This window comes from Trinickia diaoshuihuensis (genome assembly GCF_003390925.1).
Taxonomy (GTDB): Bacteria; Pseudomonadota; Gammaproteobacteria; order Burkholderiales; family Burkholderiaceae; genus Trinickia; species Trinickia diaoshuihuensis.
The window spans coordinates 73495-89307 of record NZ_QUBS01000048.1; the positions used below are offsets into that span (position 1 = coordinate 73495).

A 15813-nucleotide genomic window follows, 5' to 3' on the forward strand; every position below is an offset into this window, starting at 1 on the left:
GGGACTGCCAGCGATGCCGATAGCAGTGCTGGTAGCAACGAACAAAAAACAGAAATTCATGCAAAAGCCCGCACGACAAACCGAGTGAAGGACCCAAAAAAGCGGCTTGGCTGGCTGCTACGTCGTTAAAGAGGGGGCACGAAGGGGTCTAGACTCACGTGCTCGACGTTGCGCTGGCTACTGCCTAACACCTCTCAAGGAGGTGGTCCCCACAATACACGGTGCTTAGCGCTTACTTGGTCAGGATCAACTTCCCTAAACGAGTGGCGCGCAACTGATATCGCTCACCGTTGTGAACGATGAAAACATGGCTGTGCCCCTGCAACACGTGTTCGCTCGATAACGTTCGCTCGGTCGGGCCAGTGCCGCTTTCTTCACGCGTGCCGACGCGGCGCGTGACCAACGCCGGGGTTGCTCCGTTCTTCAAACGGGAGCGAGTGAGCGTACTCATAGACGTTCTCAACGTTAGCGTGGACTGGCGCGCGGATTCACTCATGCTTGAAGCATTGGTTGTTCGATTCGATGGAGTCGATTATAAATGAGAATCATTATCGATTGTAAAAAACAAATTCATCGAGATAGGGCATTGATAGGGCGCGACCATCGTTTAACGATGGCCGGCAAGCAGTGAGCGGCCCGAACGGCCGTTGCTCTCAATGAAGGGGCGTTGTCCGCGACGGATTGCGCGCGTACTCGCGAATGAGCCGGACGGTATCGATGTCGGCTTCGCGGTAGGCCGATTTCACGATTTCGCTGGTTTGGCGCGCGTCCTCGGTATCGGGCGTGGGCAACGTGGTGGCGTACTCGAAGCGCACGAACAACTGCAGTGCGTCCGGTTGCTCGATCGTCATCGTGAGCGAACCGCCCACGTGCGCCTCGGTGGCGAGAATGTCGTAGCGTACGCTTTCGTTGCGAACCAACGTGACCCGATCGCGCACCGTCGCATGGCCGTAGTGCAATTCGCGCTCGAGCGTATCGGCGGTGCGCGACAGAATCGTGCAGCTATCGAGACCCAGCACGAAAAGCTGTGGTTGCTCCGCGCGCAGCACGAGCCCTTCCCACAACTGATCGCGCGTCAATGTTTCCGCGAGCGGGTTCAGGGGATCGTTGATCTGGACGAGATGTTCGAAATTCAAGGACGTTCCTTCTGCGTCAAATGCGGCGGTCGGGCACGATCTACACTTCGTCGGGCGTTGCCGGCAACGTGGCCGCGAGCCCGGTGTTGATCGCGATCGGCCGCATCAAAATCTTATGGACGGGGCAGGCGTTGGCTACTTGCAGCAGCCGTTCGCGTTGCTCATCGGTCAACTCGCCGTGCAAGACGATTTTGCGGTCGATCGTCGAGCCCTGATCGCCCGTTTGCATCGACAGCGATACTTGAACGTCCTCGAGCGGCCAGCCCTTGCGTTGCGCATACATCTTCAACGTGATCGACGTGCACGCACCCAAACTCGACAGCAAAAGCGATACCGGGGTAGGGGCGCGGTCGCCGCCGCCGAGCGATGTGGGTTCGTCGGCGTGCCACAAGTGATGGGCGCCGTCGTCGAACGTGACTTGGTAGTTAATTGCGCCGATGCTTGCCGTGACAACGCGTTCGCTCATGCCTGTCCTCCTGATTGGGAAGCCGGCGAGCGCGCGGGCGCCGCATCGGGCGTGCCGCCGGCTCGCGCAGCAGAGCGGCTATTGTGACGCAATTCGCGCGCGAGTGTACGCTGCGTGCCTCGCACGCGGCCGCTCGGGCGATAGAGGCAGGCGCTTCAATGCGCGATTTCGCCCATCCGTCCGGCTTGGTAATCGACGATGGCTTGCCGGATCTCGTCTTCCGTATTCATGACGAAGGGACCGTGGCGCACCACCGGCTCATCCAACGGCACGCCGCCGATCAGCAGCACGTCGAGCGGTTCGTCGCCGGCGGCCAGCGTCACTGCGTCGCCGTCGTCGGCGAAAATCACCATGCGCTGCTTGCCGATTTCACGTGCCTCGTCCCCATAGCGTCCCGTCCCGCTCAGCGCATAGGCGAAGACGCGATACGCGCTCGGTACCGGTTGCACGATCGACGCGCCCGGCTCGAGCGTGAAGTGCTGATAAATGATCGGCGTGCGCGTTTCGATAGCCGCTTTCACCCCTAACGCCTCGCCGGCGATGACTTTGACGCGGACCTTGCCGTCGCTCGTCGCGGCGGTCGGAATGCGTTCGGACGGAATCTCCTGATAGCGCGGCTCGATCATTTTGTCGCGGCGCGGGAGATTCACCCATAGCTGTAGTCCGTGCACGCGCCCGCCCGCGCGAGCGAAGTCGGGATCGGGCATTTCGCTATGCACGACGCCGGCGCCGGCGGTCATCCACTGCACGTCGCCGGGCCTGAGCACGCCCGAGTGGCCCGCCGAATCCTTATGCGCGAAGCTGCCTTCGAGCATGTAGGTCACGGTTTCGAAGCCGCGATGCGGGTGATCGGGCGCACCCTTGGCAGCGCCGGGGGCGTAATCGACGGGGCCCATTTCATCGAGCAGCAAAAAAGGATCGAAGTCCATTAACATGCGAGTCGGAAAGGGCCGATGAACGACGAAGCCGCCGCCTTCTACGGTGCGAACGGCCGCGATGGTGTGGCGGATCGTGCGAGACGTGGTCATTGAGAGTACCTCGGAAGGGACGCGTAAGCGTCGCGGAAGAATGTGAGGCCTATTATATGAACGGGTGCGCGCCGCTTTTAGCCCTGGTCAGAGCAATGGATTGTCCTACCGTTGGAACGATGAGATGCAACTCGATTCGCAGAATCTAAATGATTTGATGTATTTCGCGCAGGTCGTCGAACACGGTGGTTTCTCGGCGGCGGAACGCGTGCTGGGCATCTCGAAGTCGCGGCTATCGCGTCGCGTGGCCGAACTCGAAACTTCGCTCGGCGTGCGGCTGCTACAGCGCTCCACGCGCAAACTCGCGCTGACCGAGGCCGGCGAGCGCTTCTTCCGGCATTGCCAGATCATGCTTTCCGAAGCGCAGGCCGCGATGAATGCCGTGCAGGAGTTGCGTTCGTCGCCCCGCGGCACCGTGCGCGTCAGCGTGCCGGTGACCCTATCGCAGACGATGCTCACGCACATCCTTCCCGAGTTCTTGCTGCGCTATCCGGAAGTGCGCGTGTCGGTTCGTGTGACGAATCGCGTGATCGATCTTTACGAGGATTCGGTCGACGTCGCGCTGCGCGTACGGTCGGAGCCGCCCGACAGCGCCAACATCGTCGTACGTCCCTTGTGGCGCACGCAGCAGATGCTCGTGGGCTCGCCGAGCCTGCTGAGTCAACACGCACCGCCTGTCTCGCCGGACGATTTGGCCCGTTTCGATACGCTCGATACGCCGAGCGGCGACGGCAGGCACACGTTTCATCTGATCGGGCCGGACGGCCGTCGCCACATCCATGAGCACGAGCCGCGTCTCGTAACCGCCGACTTGTCGACGATACGCGAAGCGGTGCTCGATGGCGTGGGGATCGCCGCACTGCCGGAGATGATGTACGGCGCCGCTTTGCGCGCGGGGCAGCTTTCGCCGGTCATGCCCGGCTGGACCTTGCCCACGCCGCAGCTCTTCGCCGTGTTCGTGTCGCGGCAGGGCATGGTGCCGGCCGTGCGCGCGTTCGTCGATTTTCTCGTGGAAAAACTCGACGAGGAGAACCATACGATGATGGAGTGCCCGACGCGCGAGCAGGTGAGGGCGGCGCAGCTCGCGAACACGGAAGCGGCCTCGGCGCTCGTCGCTCCGGTGCGGTGATATGGAACGCAGGAAAGGGCCGCGGGATCGCTTTTGCCATTTAAGTCGCGACGGCGATCAGTAGTTTCAATGGCCGGTGTCTTGAAGCACCGGGCGCCGAGACCTATAGTAAATTGCCTTTCGCGTTGGGGCGTCCAACGTGAAACCAGACGGCTGCTCTTATAGCAAGCCGGATAGGGCCGACAGCGTGGTCCGTGCGAGACACGGCGATCGCATGCGGTGCTCGGCAGCCAGTCCGATGGCTGCGAGCCCGCCGCCCGAAGGCGCCGCGTGCGCAGCAAAAAAGGCCCTCATCGCCCGATGAGGGCCTTTTACTTTGTGGACTCGACCGGCAAGCGGCTACCCGCCCGCGCTTAGCGCGTACGCGGCTCGGTCACGAATCCGATTTGCGTCAGGCCGCTTTCCTGTGCCGCCGCCATGACGTCGGCAACTCGTTCGTACGGCACCTTTCGATCGGCGCGCAGCCGCAATTGCGGTTGAGGCTTCGTCTGCGCCGCGCGCTTCAAAGCGTCACGCAAACCCGCGTCGTCGACGTTCGCACCGTCCCATACGAGCGTGCCGTCGGCTCGCAGCCCCACCTCGATATGGGCGGGCTTGACCTCCTGCGTCTGACTACCCACGTGCGGTAGATCGAGCTTGATCGCGTGCTCGATGGCCGGAATCGCGATCATAAAGACGATTAGGAGTACCAACATGACGTCGATCAACGGCGTCATGTTGATTTCGCCCATGAGCCCTTCGTCGGCCTCGTCTTCGAATAGCGGCATCGCCATGGTTCGCTCCCGTCAGCTTGCGCGCGTTGCCACGCGTAACGCCGGGCTCGCCGCCGGAGCGACGCGCGCGCCGGTGACGAAGTAGGCGTGCAGGCTATGGGCGAAGCGGCGCAGGCTGCCGACGATCGCCCGGTTCGAACGCGTGAGCGCGTTGTAGCCGAGCACCGCGGGCACGGCGACGACGAGCCCGAAGGCCGTCATGATCAGCGCTTCGCCGATCGGTCCCGCGATGCGATCGATCGATGCTTGTCCACTTTCGCCGATGGCGATCAGCGCATGGTAAATGCCCCAAACCGTACCGAATAATCCGACGAACGGAGCCGTTCCGCCAATCGAGGCCAACACCGCGAGCCCGCGCTGCATGTGGGCAATGCCGTCGTCCATCGTATCTTTCAGGCAGCGCGTGATCCAATCGGAGACGTCGAGCCGATCATGCAGATGGGGGCGCGTGCGCTGATGATGCTCCGCGGCTTCTTGACCCGATAGGGCCAGTGCGAGAAACGGATTGCGATCGCGCGAGGGCAGCGCCTGCGCCAGCGTATCGACGCCGGCGGCGAAATCGTCCGAGTGCCAGAACTGACGTTCGGCGTTTTTCGTCAAGCGGCCCAGCCGCACGATGTTCCACCCTTTGACGACGATGACCGTCCAAGACAGCAGCGACATCGTCAGCAGCGTCAGCGCAATCGCGCGTGTAACCAGATCGCCTTGGGCCCAAGCGTGGGCTAGACCGTAGCTTTGCATATGTGCGTCCTCTTGTTTTTGCTTCTTGCAGATGGAAGTCAGTCGTCGTCGAGCCCGAACGTGAACGCCTGCGTGTACGAGACGCGGATCGGGGCGCCGTTTTCCAGGTACGGCTGGCAGGTGCTCGCATGCAATGCATCGACGGCCGCGTCGTCCAGCCGCGCGAAGCCGCTGCTTTTGACGAGCGAAACCGAATCGATGGCACCGGTGGCGCCGATGACGAAGCGCACGGTAGCGGTTCCCGTTTCGCCGCGACGTTTCGACAACTCGGGGTAGGCCGGTTTGACGATGCGGCACTCCGCATGGTCGACGTGTTTCGGCGCGGCGACGGCGATGGTTTCGCGTGCGGACTGCGAAGGCGAAGCGGCGTTTGCCGCCGCTTTCGAGGTTGGCGCGGCGGCGTTGTCCATGTTCATCGGCGCAGCGCTCGCCTGCGCCGGCGCAACGGCGGGCGCGATTGCGTTCGGATTCGGCACGGGCGCGGCAACTTGCGGCTTCGGCACGTGGGGAGGCGGGCGGCTCTCACGCCGTTGCTCCGGTTCCTTCTGAATATGCTTGACTGGCGGTGCGGGCGGCGATTGCACGGCCACCGCGGGTGCGTCGGACGGCTCGCTAAGCAGTTGCGCGACGATCGCCGTCGATTCGACCGGCCGGGGCGCCGCGGTGCGGTTCCCGACGGCGAAGACACCGATCAGCACCGCATGGGCGAGCGCGACGGACAAGAACGCAGGGACGATACGCGAACGCGACATGCCGGATTGAGTTGCCGGCCCTATGCCGGCCGCAACGGGAGACGAGGCTTGCATGTTAGCGGGAACTGGGTGCGGCGTTGCCGGCAGAGTGGGCGGTACGATGTCGCATCACGAGCGGCAGATAAACAAAGAGATGCACAGTGTCGTGACAAAGCCAATGAGCAAAACCATCCCGGGCTCCTAGAGCGAAACGAGCGGCTGCTGGCGAAAGCGAACTGGCGTGCCGACTGAAATAACGAAAACGGGCGGACAAAAGCAGGCGCTCAGGCCGCTTTACGCTCGTAAAAGATAACGGGGATAGGCTGAACCGGCTGCAGCGGGACGGGCCGCTCAACCCCGCAATGGCTTTCGCAGACGCCGCACTGCGCCATGACCTCGCGCACCGACTCTTCGCACTTGCCGCAGCAGGTGGCTACGCCGAGTTCGAATTGCAATTCATCGAAACTGTCTGCTCCTTCCGCGATGGCAGCGCGGATTTTTCGGTCGGAGACGGACTTGCACACGCAGACGATCATGACTCAAGCCAAGGTAGAACGTTAATGCGAACTATTATCATTACGTTTTGCGTCGTTGGCAAGCAGGTCGTCCGGTTTTTTGTAACAAGCGGGCACGAGGGATCGAACCCTGATTTGGCGTGGGACGCGTCTACCCGTGCGCGCACGGGACGCGAACGAGGGGGGAAGGGGCCGCCGGCGGCTGTGAAGGCGGCGGGGATCGGGATTGGAGGCCGGGGCGGACCAAATGGTCAAGCGGAGGGTGTGCGCTCCGGCGCGCGGCGCAGCGAAGTAATGCGAATGTGCTCGACCGGTCCCGCCAGGCCGAGCAGCGTCGAAGCGAGCTGCCGCATATGGGCGATTTCACCGGTCGAGTAGAGCCGGGGCTCGCGTGGCTGCCTATCGGCGTCGGCCGCCACGACATCGGCTGCCGCGGCATCGGCCGCCGCGGCATCGGCCGGCGCACGCAAGCCGTTTGCATCGAGCACGCGTTCGAGTTGCCGCGCGATCGCCACGCTCGTATCGATGAGCGTTAGACGCCCAGCCGCGATGTCGCGGATCGCCGCGTCGAGAAACGGGTAGTGAGTGCACCCGAGAACGAGCGTATCGGCGCCCGCCGCGAGCATCGGTTCGAGATAGCTCGCGAGCAGCGCGCGCACCTCCGCCGTATCGATCTCGCAGCGCTCGACCGCTTCCACGAGCCCATGGCCCGGTTGGCAGAGGAAGCGGCAATCGGCCGCATAACGTTCGATCAACGAGCGAAACCGTTCGCTGCGCAGCGTGACTTGCGTGGCGAGCACGCCCGCCACGCGCGATTTGGACTGGTTGGCGGCCGGTTTGATGCCCGGCTCGACGCCGATGATGGGGATCGCTAAACGCCCGCGCGCCAGGGCAATCGACTCCGCGGTCGCGGTATTGCAGGCAACGACGAGCGCCTTCGCGCCTTGGGAGACCAGCCATTCGCCGATCGCGAGCGTGCGTTCGGAGATAAATTCGTTGTCTCGCAGCCCATAGGGCGCATGGAGCGAATCGGCGACGTACAGCAGCGACTCATGCGGTAGCTGTGCGCGGATGGCGCGCAGCACCGAGAGTCCTCCGAGCCCCGAATCGAAGATACCGATCGGCGCGGCATGGCCGCGCGCCATCGAGGGCGCGGATTCGTCGAGGGGCATGGCGGGCGGTGCGGTCATGGCCGGCAAGGCAAACGCGGGCGGTACGCGAGCGCGCGGCGATCAGGAGCCGGCCGCCGAGCCCAGGGCCGATTGCTGGTAGTTCTGGATGCCGACCTTATCGATGAGATCGAGCTGCGTCTCCAGCCAGTCGATGTGCTCTTCCGTGTCGTCGAGGATCGTCGAGAAAATCCCGCGCGAAACGAAATCGCGCACCGATTCGCAGTAGGCGATCGCTTCCTTGCACGTGGCCTGCGAGCCTTGCTCCAGCTTCAGATCGCACTCGAGGATCTCTTTCGTTTCCTCGCCGATCAATAGCTTGTGCAAGTCCTGCAAATTGGGCAGACCGTCGAGCATGAAGATGCGTTCGATCAGCATATCGGCGTGTTTCATTTCGCCGATCGATTCGTCGTACTCGTGCTTGCCGAGTTTTTCGAGCCCCCAATGCTTGTACATCCGCGCATGCAGGAAGTACTGATTGATCGCGGTGAGCTCGTTCTTGAGCTGCGCGTTCAGATATTCGATGACTTTCTTATCGCCTTGCATATGGGTTCCTTGTTCTAGATGCTATTGGGCTCGTGTTGGCAAACGATAAACGCTGTATGACCAAAAGCCAAGGTTTCGGACATCGCGTTGGCCGTTCGGCCGATCCCCCATCGAAAAAGCCGGGCGCGCGGCCCGGCTTTTGTCGAGATGACGGGGCAGCGCTTAAGCGGTGACGACCGGGAGCTTGCCGATCTTGGCTTGCCACTCCTTCGGCCCCGTTTGATGGACCGACGTACCGTTCGAGTCGACGGCCACCGTGACGGGCATATCGGCCACGTCGAATTCGTAAATCGCTTCCATACCGAGATCTTCGAACGCCAGTACCTTCGCGCCGCGAATGGCCTTCGAGACGAGATAGGCGGCGCCGCCGACGGCCATCAAGTACGCCGCCTTGTGCTTCTTGATCGCCTCGATCGCAACGGGGCCGCGCTCCGCCTTGCCGATCATCGAAATGAGACCCGTCTGCGCGAGCATCGTTTCGGTGAACTTGTCCATGCGCGTCGCCGTGGTCGGGCCGGCCGGGCCGACGACCTCATCGCGCACCGGATCGACCGGGCCCACGTAATAGATCACGCGATTCGTGAAGTCCACCGGCAGCTTTTCGCCCTTGGCGAGCATATCGGCGATACGCTTGTGAGCCGCATCGCGCCCCGTCAGCATCTTGCCGGACAGCAGCAGCGTTTGGCCCGGCTTCCAGCTCGCCACTTCCTCGGGCGTAAGCGTGTTCAGGTCGACGCGCTTGCTCGTTTCCGTGTTCGGCTCCCATTGCACCTTCGGCCAAGCGTCGAGCGAGGGCGCCTCGAGATGGGCCGCGCCCGTGCCGTCGAGCGTGAAGTGCGCGTGGCGCGTGGCCGCACAGTTCGGGATGATCGCGATCGGCTTGGATGCGGCGTGCGTCGGCGCGGCCATGATCTTGACGTCCAGCACGGTGGCCAGACCGCCGAGGCCTTGCGCGCCGATGCCGAGCGCGTTCACTTTTTCGTGCAGTTCGACGCGCAATTCCTCGATCCAGTCGCGCGGGCCGCGCGCGATGATGTCCTGGATGTCGATCGGATCCATCAGCGATTCCTTCGCCATCAGCATCGCCTTTTCGGCCGTGCCGCCGATGCCGATGCCGAGCATGCCCGGCGGGCACCAGCCTGCGCCCATCGTCGGCACCGTCTTCAGGACCCAATCGACGATCGAATCGGACGGGTTGAGCATCGCGAACTTCGATTTGTTTTCCGAGCCGCCGCCCTTGGCCGCGACCTGCACGTCCACCTTGTCGCCGGGCACGATCTCGTAGTGGATGACGGCGGGCGTATTGTCCTTCGTGTTCTTGCGGGCGCCTTCGGGCGGATTCACGATCGATGCGCGCAGGACGTTGTCGGGGTTCAGATAGCCGCGACGCACCCCTTCGTTGACCATATCGGTGACGCTCATCGTCGCCGGACCGCTTGCGCTGCCCCAACGCACGTCCATGCCGATTTTCAGAAAGACCGTGACGATGCCCGTGTCTTGGCAGATCGGGCGGCGGCCTTCGGCGCACATCCGGCTATTCGTCAGGATCTGAGCGATTGCGTCTTTCGCGGCCGGGCTTTGCTCCAGCTCGTACGCACGGCCCAGGGCCTGGATGTAGTCGAGCGGATGGTAGTAGCTGATGTACTGCAGCGCGTCGGCGACGCTCTGGATGAGGTCTTCCTGTTTAATGACTGTCATGGCTGAGTGCTGTGGGGACGGAGCGGCGAAACGAACACGCGGGCGCTAAAAAATGCGCGCGCAAATCGCGCTATTGTACCGCGCCGGCGCCGCGAGCACCCCAAGGCTGCCTGCGGCGTAACGTCCCGGGCGTCAGGAGGCAACCGGCGGCGAGCGCTTGAGCTCGACGCTTGCGACGGCGATGCCGGTGATGACGCAGGCAAGCGCGATGCCGTGGGCGAGCGTGGGGCGCTCGCCCAAGAAGACGATGCCGTAACCTGCCGCCGCAACGGGCAACACCGCGCTGAACACGCCGGCAAGCGAACCGTGCACATGCCGGATGCCTTTCATCCAGAGCCAGAACGAGAAAATACTGGCCGATAGACCATACCAAAGCGTGAGCGCCCAAATGCTCGAGGGCACGGCGGCGAAGTCGAAGCTGGCCATGGCTTTGATCCCGAGCGGCAGCATCAGCAAGAAGCCGAACAAATGGGTATAGGCACAGATATCGATGGCCGTGAGCGTTTGGGTGAGCCGGCGCGACAAGATCACGTAGAGCGATTCGCAGCAGACCGCTCCCAGCACCATGAGATTGCCGGCGAGCGATCCCGCTGGGCCATGGGCTGCCGCCGCCGTGCCGTGCGATAGGTTGACGGCCACGATACCGACGATGGCGAGCGCGATCGAGATACAGGCGCGCGCGTTCGGCCGTTCGCCGAGAAAGACCCAGGCGAATAGGGCGACGACCGCCGGTATCGTGCTCGTGATGACGCCGGCGGCCACGGCGCTCGTGCGGGCTACGCCGTTCAGCATCAGCAGCGTAAACCCGAATGTGCCGAAGAGGGCCTGCAAGAACAGATTGAGCCATTCGCCCCGTTTGACGCAGCGCATTTTCGAGGGCCGCAAGAGCGGCCACAATACCGCGAGCGCAATGACGAAACGCAGTAGCGCGAAGACGAGCACGGGAACGAAAGCGACGATCGACTTACCGATACCGACATTGCTGCCGACGAGCAGCATTGCGGCGATGAGAAACCAAGCGTAGCGATTCAAGCTGTGATCCGAGGGGAGTTCGGCTAGCATTGTAGAGGGGCATGCGCGATCAGGTAAACCCGAGGTGCGGCGCGCGCGAGCCCCGTGGAGCGTAGCTGCGCGAATGACCGAACGGACGATGGCGGCTGATGTAAGAACCCGGTAAGTTGTCGTCGCTACTGTGCACCCACTATCATGCGAGCGCGCTCCGCATGACGCTTGATTGTTGCGATGCGGCATTTCATTTCCGTCTTGCGCGGTTAGCCGGCATCCGCCTGCCGCCGCGGGATTCGAGTTTCATCTTGTCGATAAGGGAGTAGTCGATGTCTGCGATTGAATCGGTTCTTCGCGAAAACCGCGTATTCGCGCCTACCGCCGAGGCGTCGGCCGGCGCGGCGATTTCGGGAATGGACGCATACCGGGCGTTGATGGCCGAGGCCGAGCGCGATTACGACGGCTTTTGGGCGAAGCTTGCGCGCGAGACTCTCACCTGGCGCAAACCGTTCTCGAAAGTACTCGACGAGTCCGACGCGCCGTTTTTCAAGTGGTTTGAAGACGGCGAGCTGAACGCGTCGTACAACTGCTTGGACCGCCATGTCGAAGCCGGCCACGGCGAGCGCACCGCGCTGATCTTCGAAACCGACGACGGCGCCGTCACGCACGTCACGTATCGCGACTTGCTCGAGCGCGTTTGCCGCTTCGCCAATGCGCTCAAACGGCGCGGCGTAAAAAAGGGCGATCGCGTCGTCATCTATATGCCGATGTCGGTCGAAGGCGTCGTTGCCATGCAAGCGTGTGCGCGCATCGGTGCGCCGCACTCCGTCGTGTTCGGCGGGTTTTCGTCGAAGTCGCTGAACGAGCGGCTCGTGGACGTGGGCGCCGTCGCGCTGATCACGGCCGATGAGCAAATGCGCGGCGGCAAGGCGTTGCCGCTCAAGCGCATCGCCGACGAGGCGCTGACCATGGGCGGGTGCGAGGCCGTCAAGAGCGTGATCGTTTATCGGCGCACCGGCGGCAATGTCGACTGGGATGCTTCGCGCGATTTGTGGATGCATGAGATCGCCGCGCAAGAAGCGACGAGCTGCGAGCCCGAATGGCTCAGTGCCGAGCATCCGCTGTTCGTGCTTTACACGTCGGGTTCGACGGGCAAGCCCAAGGGCGTGCAGCACAGCACGGGCGGGTATCTGCTGTGGGCCGCGCAGACGATGAAATGGACGTTCGACTGGAAGCCGTCGGACGTCTTCTGGTGTACGGCCGACATCGGCTGGATCACGGGTCATACCTACATCACGTATGGTCCGCTGGCACTGGGCGCGACGCAGGTCGTGTTCGAGGGCGTGCCGACCTACCCGGACGGAGGCCGCTTCTGGAGCATGATCGAGAAGCACAAGGTCAGCATTTTCTATACGGCGCCCACGGCTATCCGTTCGCTGATCAAGATCGCCGATGCCGACGAGAAGGTCCACCCGAAGAGTTTCGATCTGTCGAGTCTGCGCATTCTCGGCACGGTGGGCGAGCCCATCAACCCCGAGGCATGGGTGTGGTACTACGAGCAGGTCGGCGGTGCGCGTTGCCCAGTGATCGATACATGGTGGCAGACCGAAACCGGCGGCCACATGATCGCCCCGATGCCCGGTGCCACGCCGCTCGTTCCGGGGTCCTGTACGTTGCCGCTGCCGGGCATCATGGCTGCGATCGTCGACGAGACGGGGCAAGACGTGCCGAACGGGCAGGGCGGGATTCTGGTCGTGAAGCGCCCGTGGCCTTCGATGCTGCGTACCGTGTGGGGCGATCCTGAACGCTTCAAGAAGAGCTATTTCCCCGCTGAGCTGGGTGGCAACCTGTATCTGGCCGGCGACGGCTCGGTACGCGACAAGGACACGGGTTACTTCACGATCATGGGCCGGATCGACGACGTGCTAAACGTCTCGGGGCACCGGCTCGGGACGATGGAGATCGAATCGGCGCTCGTGGCCAACCCGATCGTTGCCGAGGCGGCTGTCGTAGGCCGGCCCGACGATACGACGGGAGAAGCCGTCGTCGCATTTGTCGTGCTCAAGCGGGCCCGCCCCGAGGGCGAGGAAGCGGTGAAGCTCGCGAACGAGTTGCGCGCGTGGGTGGGTAAGGAGATCGGTCCGATCGCGAAGCCGAAGGACATCCGCTTCGGCGAGAACTTGCCGAAGACCCGCTCGGGCAAGATCATGCGGCGCTTGCTGCGTTCATTGGCGAAGGGCGAGGAGATCACGCAAGACGTCTCCACGCTCGAAAACCCGGCAATCCTCGACCAACTCGCCGAAGTGCGTTGAGCGCATGATGCGGTGGTAGCGGGTGGTAGCGGCAAGTAGGCTGCCGGCGCTCTGTTAAAGGTGCGGCACGGACAATCCCAATTGCCCGTGCCGCGCCTTTTTGATACATAGGCGCATGGCCGCGCCACGTCCTCTCGATCCCGTCGCTCAACGCTCGCTCGAACCGCCTCCGGTTTCGAGTGCGATGCTCCTCGCCCATCGTCGCTATTGGCGCTTTAACGTGATCTTGATCAGCGTGTTGATGCTGATCGGGTTTGCCGTTTCGTTTATCGTCCCGGTCTTTGCGCGAACGCTTACGGGCTTGCGCGTGGCGGGCTTCCGATTGCCGTTTTACCTTGGGGCGCAAGGCGCGATCATTGTTTATCTGTTGTTGATCGCTGTCTATATCGTTGCGATGACACGCGCCGACCGGCGCTTGCGCCAGGCCGCGGCGGACGATGCCGCGAGCGACTTGTCCCGGGAGGTCACGCGATGAGGCTCGTGAGCCGGCTGGCGCGTGCCTATGCGTTGTATACGCTCGGTTTTTTTCTGTTCGTTTATACGATGTGGCGGATCGAGCGCGCGACGGGGCCGGGCGTATGGGTGGGTTACGTCTTCTTGTTCGTGCCGATCGCGGTTTATGCGGTGATCGGACTGCTATCGCGCACCTCCGATCTCGTCGAGTATTACGTGGCGGGGCGGCGTGTTCCGGCCGCCTTCAACGGCATGGCGACCGCGGCCGATTGGCTCTCGGCCGCCTCGTTTATCGGGCTCGCGGGATCGCTTTACGCCACCGGCTACTACGGGCTTGCATACCTGATGGGCTGGACGGGCGGCTACTGCCTCGTCGCCTTCTTGCTCGCGCCGTATGTGCGCAAGCTTGCGCGCTACACGATTCCCGATTTTCTCGGCACGCGGTATTCGAGCAACGTCGTGCGCGGCATCGCGGCGATGGCCGCGATATTGTGTTCGTTCGTCTATCTCGTCGCGCAGATACAGGGGGTGGGGCTTATCGCGACACGCTTTATCGGCGTCGATTTTGCTATCGGTATTGCTTGCGGATTGGCGGGCATTCTCGTGTGTTCGTTTCTCGGCGGCATGCGTGCGGTGACCTGGACTCAGGTGGCGCAGTACGTGATTCTCATCAGTGCGTTTTTGATACCCGTGTCGATGATCGCGCACAAGGAAGGGCTCGGATGGGTGCCGCAATTGACGTATGGGCGGATGATGGAGCGCATGGAGACGCTCGACCGCATGGTGCGCGATGCGCCGCAGGAGCGCAGCGTTCGCGCGTCGTATCGCGCATGGGTGGCGCAAATCGACCGGCGGCTCGCAGCGCTCCCGGGTTCGTATCTCGATGAGAAGGCGCGCTTGATGCGCGAGCTCGACGACTTGCGCCGCCACAATGGACCGCTGCGTGACATTCACGCGCGCGAGGCGGCGCTCGAGGCCTTCCCGCGCGATGCGGCGGCCGCGCGCGTGGTCTGGATGCAAGAGCGTGACGATTTGCTTGCGCGCGCAACCGATCCCGTGCCGATGTACGAACCGTTTCCGGCTGCGAGCAATGGCGAGCGGCGAACGCACGAGCGCAATTTTCTTTCTCTGTTGTTGTGCTTATCGCTTGGCACGGCGAGCTTGCCGCATATCTTGTCGCGGTACAACACGACGACCTCGGTGAGTTCGGCTCGGCGATCGGTCGCTTGGACGTTATTCTTTATCGCGCTGTTTTACGTCTCCGTGCCGGTGCTCGCGGTTTTGATCAAGTATGAAGTGTTGACGCATCTTGTCGGGCGGTCGATGGCCGATTGGCCGGCGTGGGTGACGCAATGGCATCGCGCGGAACCGGGGTTGATCGGTATCGATGTGGGCAATGGCGACGGCATCATTCGATGGTCGGCGATTCGCCTTCAGCCCGATATGGTGGTGCTGGCGGCACCGGAGATTGGGGGGTTGCCGTATGTGATATCGGGGCTCGTTGCGGCCGGGGCATTGGCGGCGGCGCTTTCGACGGCGGATGGTTTGCTGCTGACGATCGCGAATGCGTTGTCGCACGACATTTATTACCACATGGTCGATCCCGAGGCGTCGAGCCAGCGGCGCGTCACGATTTCGAAGATTTTGCTGCTTGGGGTGGCGCTGTTCGCGTCTTATGTGGCGTCGCTCAATACGGGGAACATCTTGTTCTTGGTGGGGGCGGCGTTTTCGTTGGCGGCGTCGAGCTTTTTCCCGGTGCTCGTGCTCGGCGTGTTCTGGAAGCGGACGACGCAGCGGGGCGCGGTCGCGGGGATGCTGGCGGGGTTGGCGGTGTGCGTTTATTACATCGTTTCGACGTATCCGTACTTTAGGCAGTTGACCGGGTTCGTCGGGCCGAGGTGGTTCGGGATCGAGCCGATTAGCTCAGGCGTGTTTGGGGTGCCCGCCGGGTTTGTTGCGACGATCGTCGTCAGTTTGTTCGATCAGGCGCCCGATGCGCGTACGAAGGCGCTGGTGGACTATATTCGGCATCCTTGATGGGGCGGGTGGGGCGGGGGCGCGGTCAGGCGAGCGTAGTGCACCAACGCCAGCAGAGTTCTGCTATAATGCGC

General features: G+C 62.9%; 16 protein-coding genes. 4 read left to right on the top strand and 12 right to left on the bottom strand.

Going from position 1 to position 15813, the window contains the following annotated elements; all coding sequences use genetic code 11:
* Positions 1-232: 232 nt before the first annotated feature.
* The 4 genes from hemP to DXT59_RS10715 all read right to left on the bottom strand — a co-directional run bounded on the left by hemP (position 233) and on the right by DXT59_RS10715 (position 2630).
* Positions 233-496, bottom strand: a complete 264-nt coding sequence (hemP, locus tag DXT59_RS10700) for a hemin uptake protein HemP (RefSeq protein WP_116136876.1) — start codon at positions 494-496, stop codon at positions 233-235.
* A 157-nt stretch (positions 497-653) separates the two neighbouring features.
* Positions 654-1136, bottom strand: coding sequence for an SRPBCC family protein (locus tag DXT59_RS10705; protein WP_116136877.1), 483 nt, complete (start codon positions 1134-1136; stop codon positions 654-656).
* Positions 1137-1176: 40 nt separating this feature from the next.
* Positions 1177-1602, bottom strand: a complete 426-nt coding sequence (locus tag DXT59_RS10710; RefSeq protein WP_116136878.1) for an OsmC family protein — start codon at positions 1600-1602, stop codon at positions 1177-1179.
* A 155-nt stretch (positions 1603-1757) separates the two neighbouring features.
* Positions 1758-2630, bottom strand: a complete 873-nt coding sequence (locus DXT59_RS10715; protein WP_116136879.1) for a pirin family protein — start codon at positions 2628-2630, stop codon at positions 1758-1760.
* A gap of 124 nt (positions 2631-2754) precedes the next feature.
* Between DXT59_RS10715 and DXT59_RS10720 the strand changes: the two genes are divergently transcribed.
* Positions 2755-3759 carry a LysR family transcriptional regulator gene (locus tag DXT59_RS10720; RefSeq protein WP_116136880.1) on the top strand — a complete coding sequence of 335 codons (1005 nt, stop codon included), beginning with the start codon at positions 2755-2757 and terminating at the stop codon, positions 3757-3759.
* A gap of 353 nt (positions 3760-4112) precedes the next feature.
* Here the strand turns inward: DXT59_RS10720 and DXT59_RS10725 are convergent, their stop codons facing one another.
* The 8 genes from DXT59_RS10725 to DXT59_RS10760 all read right to left on the bottom strand — a co-directional run bounded on the left by DXT59_RS10725 (position 4113) and on the right by DXT59_RS10760 (position 10964).
* Complete coding sequence (locus DXT59_RS10725) at positions 4113-4532, bottom strand: ExbD/TolR family protein (RefSeq protein ID WP_116136881.1); 420 nt, start codon at positions 4530-4532, stop codon at positions 4113-4115.
* A gap of 12 nt (positions 4533-4544) precedes the next feature.
* Positions 4545-5273 (bottom strand): MotA/TolQ/ExbB proton channel family protein, encoded by a 729-nt coding sequence (locus DXT59_RS10730; RefSeq protein WP_116136882.1) that lies wholly within the window; start codon positions 5271-5273, stop codon positions 4545-4547.
* 38 nt (positions 5274-5311) lie between these two features.
* Positions 5312-6025, bottom strand: coding sequence for an energy transducer TonB (locus DXT59_RS10735; RefSeq protein ID WP_116136883.1), 714 nt, complete (start codon positions 6023-6025; stop codon positions 5312-5314).
* 263 nt (positions 6026-6288) lie between these two features.
* Positions 6289-6540 (bottom strand): (2Fe-2S)-binding protein, encoded by a 252-nt coding sequence (locus DXT59_RS10740; RefSeq protein ID WP_116136884.1) that lies wholly within the window; start codon positions 6538-6540, stop codon positions 6289-6291.
* Positions 6541-6770: 230 nt separating this feature from the next.
* The gene (murI, locus tag DXT59_RS10745) at positions 6771-7691 is read right to left on the bottom strand and encodes a glutamate racemase (protein ID WP_116136971.1); all 921 of its coding nucleotides are present in this window, start codon (positions 7689-7691) and stop codon (positions 6771-6773) included.
* 60 nt (positions 7692-7751) lie between these two features.
* Positions 7752-8234, bottom strand: coding sequence for a bacterioferritin (gene bfr / locus DXT59_RS10750; protein WP_116136885.1), 483 nt, complete (start codon positions 8232-8234; stop codon positions 7752-7754).
* A 162-nt stretch (positions 8235-8396) separates the two neighbouring features.
* A complete protein-coding gene (locus tag DXT59_RS10755) occupies positions 8397-9932 on the bottom strand; it encodes a fumarate hydratase (protein WP_116136886.1) in 1536 nt (511 codons plus the stop codon).
* 132 nt (positions 9933-10064) lie between these two features.
* Positions 10065-10964, bottom strand: a complete 900-nt coding sequence (locus DXT59_RS10760; protein ID WP_116136972.1) for a DMT family transporter — start codon at positions 10962-10964, stop codon at positions 10065-10067.
* A gap of 302 nt (positions 10965-11266) precedes the next feature.
* On the opposite strand from DXT59_RS10760, the gene acs reads away from it, so the two are divergent.
* From acs to DXT59_RS10775, 3 genes are all read left to right on the top strand, one after another.
* Entirely contained in the window at positions 11267-13249 is a 1983-nt protein-coding gene (gene acs / locus DXT59_RS10765; RefSeq protein WP_116136887.1) for an acetate--CoA ligase, read from the top strand.
* Between the two features lie 115 nt (positions 13250-13364).
* Positions 13365-13724, top strand: coding sequence for a DUF4212 domain-containing protein (locus tag DXT59_RS10770; RefSeq protein WP_205417404.1), 360 nt, complete (start codon positions 13365-13367; stop codon positions 13722-13724).
* Positions 13721-15739 carry a sodium:solute symporter family protein gene (locus DXT59_RS10775; protein WP_116136888.1) on the top strand — a complete coding sequence of 673 codons (2019 nt, stop codon included), beginning with the start codon at positions 13721-13723 and terminating at the stop codon, positions 15737-15739. The genes DXT59_RS10770 and DXT59_RS10775 overlap by 4 nt, the downstream gene beginning before the upstream one ends.
* Positions 15740-15813 lie beyond the last annotated feature (74 nt).

Bases quoted from the DNA above. Each gene is read 5' to 3' on its own strand.
- hemP (WP_116136876.1), bottom strand. From the start codon at position 496: ATGAGTGAATCCGCGCGCCAGTCCACGCTAACGTTGAGAACGTCTATG.
- DXT59_RS10710 (WP_116136878.1), bottom strand. From the start codon at position 1,602: ATGAGCGAACGCGTTGTCACGGCAAGCATCGGCGCAATTAACTACCAA.
- DXT59_RS10715 (WP_116136879.1), bottom strand. From the start codon at position 2,630: ATGACCACGTCTCGCACGATCCGCCACACCATCGCGGCCGTTCGCACC.
- DXT59_RS10720 (WP_116136880.1), top strand. From the start codon at position 2,755: ATGCAACTCGATTCGCAGAATCTAAATGATTTGATGTATTTCGCGCAG.
- DXT59_RS10725 (WP_116136881.1), bottom strand. From the start codon at position 4,532: ATGGCGATGCCGCTATTCGAAGACGAGGCCGACGAAGGGCTCATGGGC.
- DXT59_RS10730 (WP_116136882.1), bottom strand. From the start codon at position 5,273: ATGCAAAGCTACGGTCTAGCCCACGCTTGGGCCCAAGGCGATCTGGTT.
- DXT59_RS10735 (WP_116136883.1), bottom strand. From the start codon at position 6,025: ATGTCGCGTTCGCGTATCGTCCCTGCGTTCTTGTCCGTCGCGCTCGCC.
- DXT59_RS10740 (WP_116136884.1), bottom strand. From the start codon at position 6,540: ATGATCGTCTGCGTGTGCAAGTCCGTCTCCGACCGAAAAATCCGCGCT.
- murI (WP_116136971.1), bottom strand. From the start codon at position 7,691: ATGCCCCTCGACGAATCCGCGCCCTCGATGGCGCGCGGCCATGCCGCG.
- bfr (WP_116136885.1), bottom strand. From the start codon at position 8,234: ATGCAAGGCGATAAGAAAGTCATCGAATATCTGAACGCGCAGCTCAAG.
- DXT59_RS10755 (WP_116136886.1), bottom strand. From the start codon at position 9,932: ATGACAGTCATTAAACAGGAAGACCTCATCCAGAGCGTCGCCGACGCG.
- acs (WP_116136887.1), top strand. From the start codon at position 11,267: ATGTCTGCGATTGAATCGGTTCTTCGCGAAAACCGCGTATTCGCGCCT.
- DXT59_RS10770 (WP_205417404.1), top strand. From the start codon at position 13,365: ATGGCCGCGCCACGTCCTCTCGATCCCGTCGCTCAACGCTCGCTCGAA.
- DXT59_RS10775 (WP_116136888.1), top strand. From the start codon at position 13,721: ATGAGGCTCGTGAGCCGGCTGGCGCGTGCCTATGCGTTGTATACGCTC.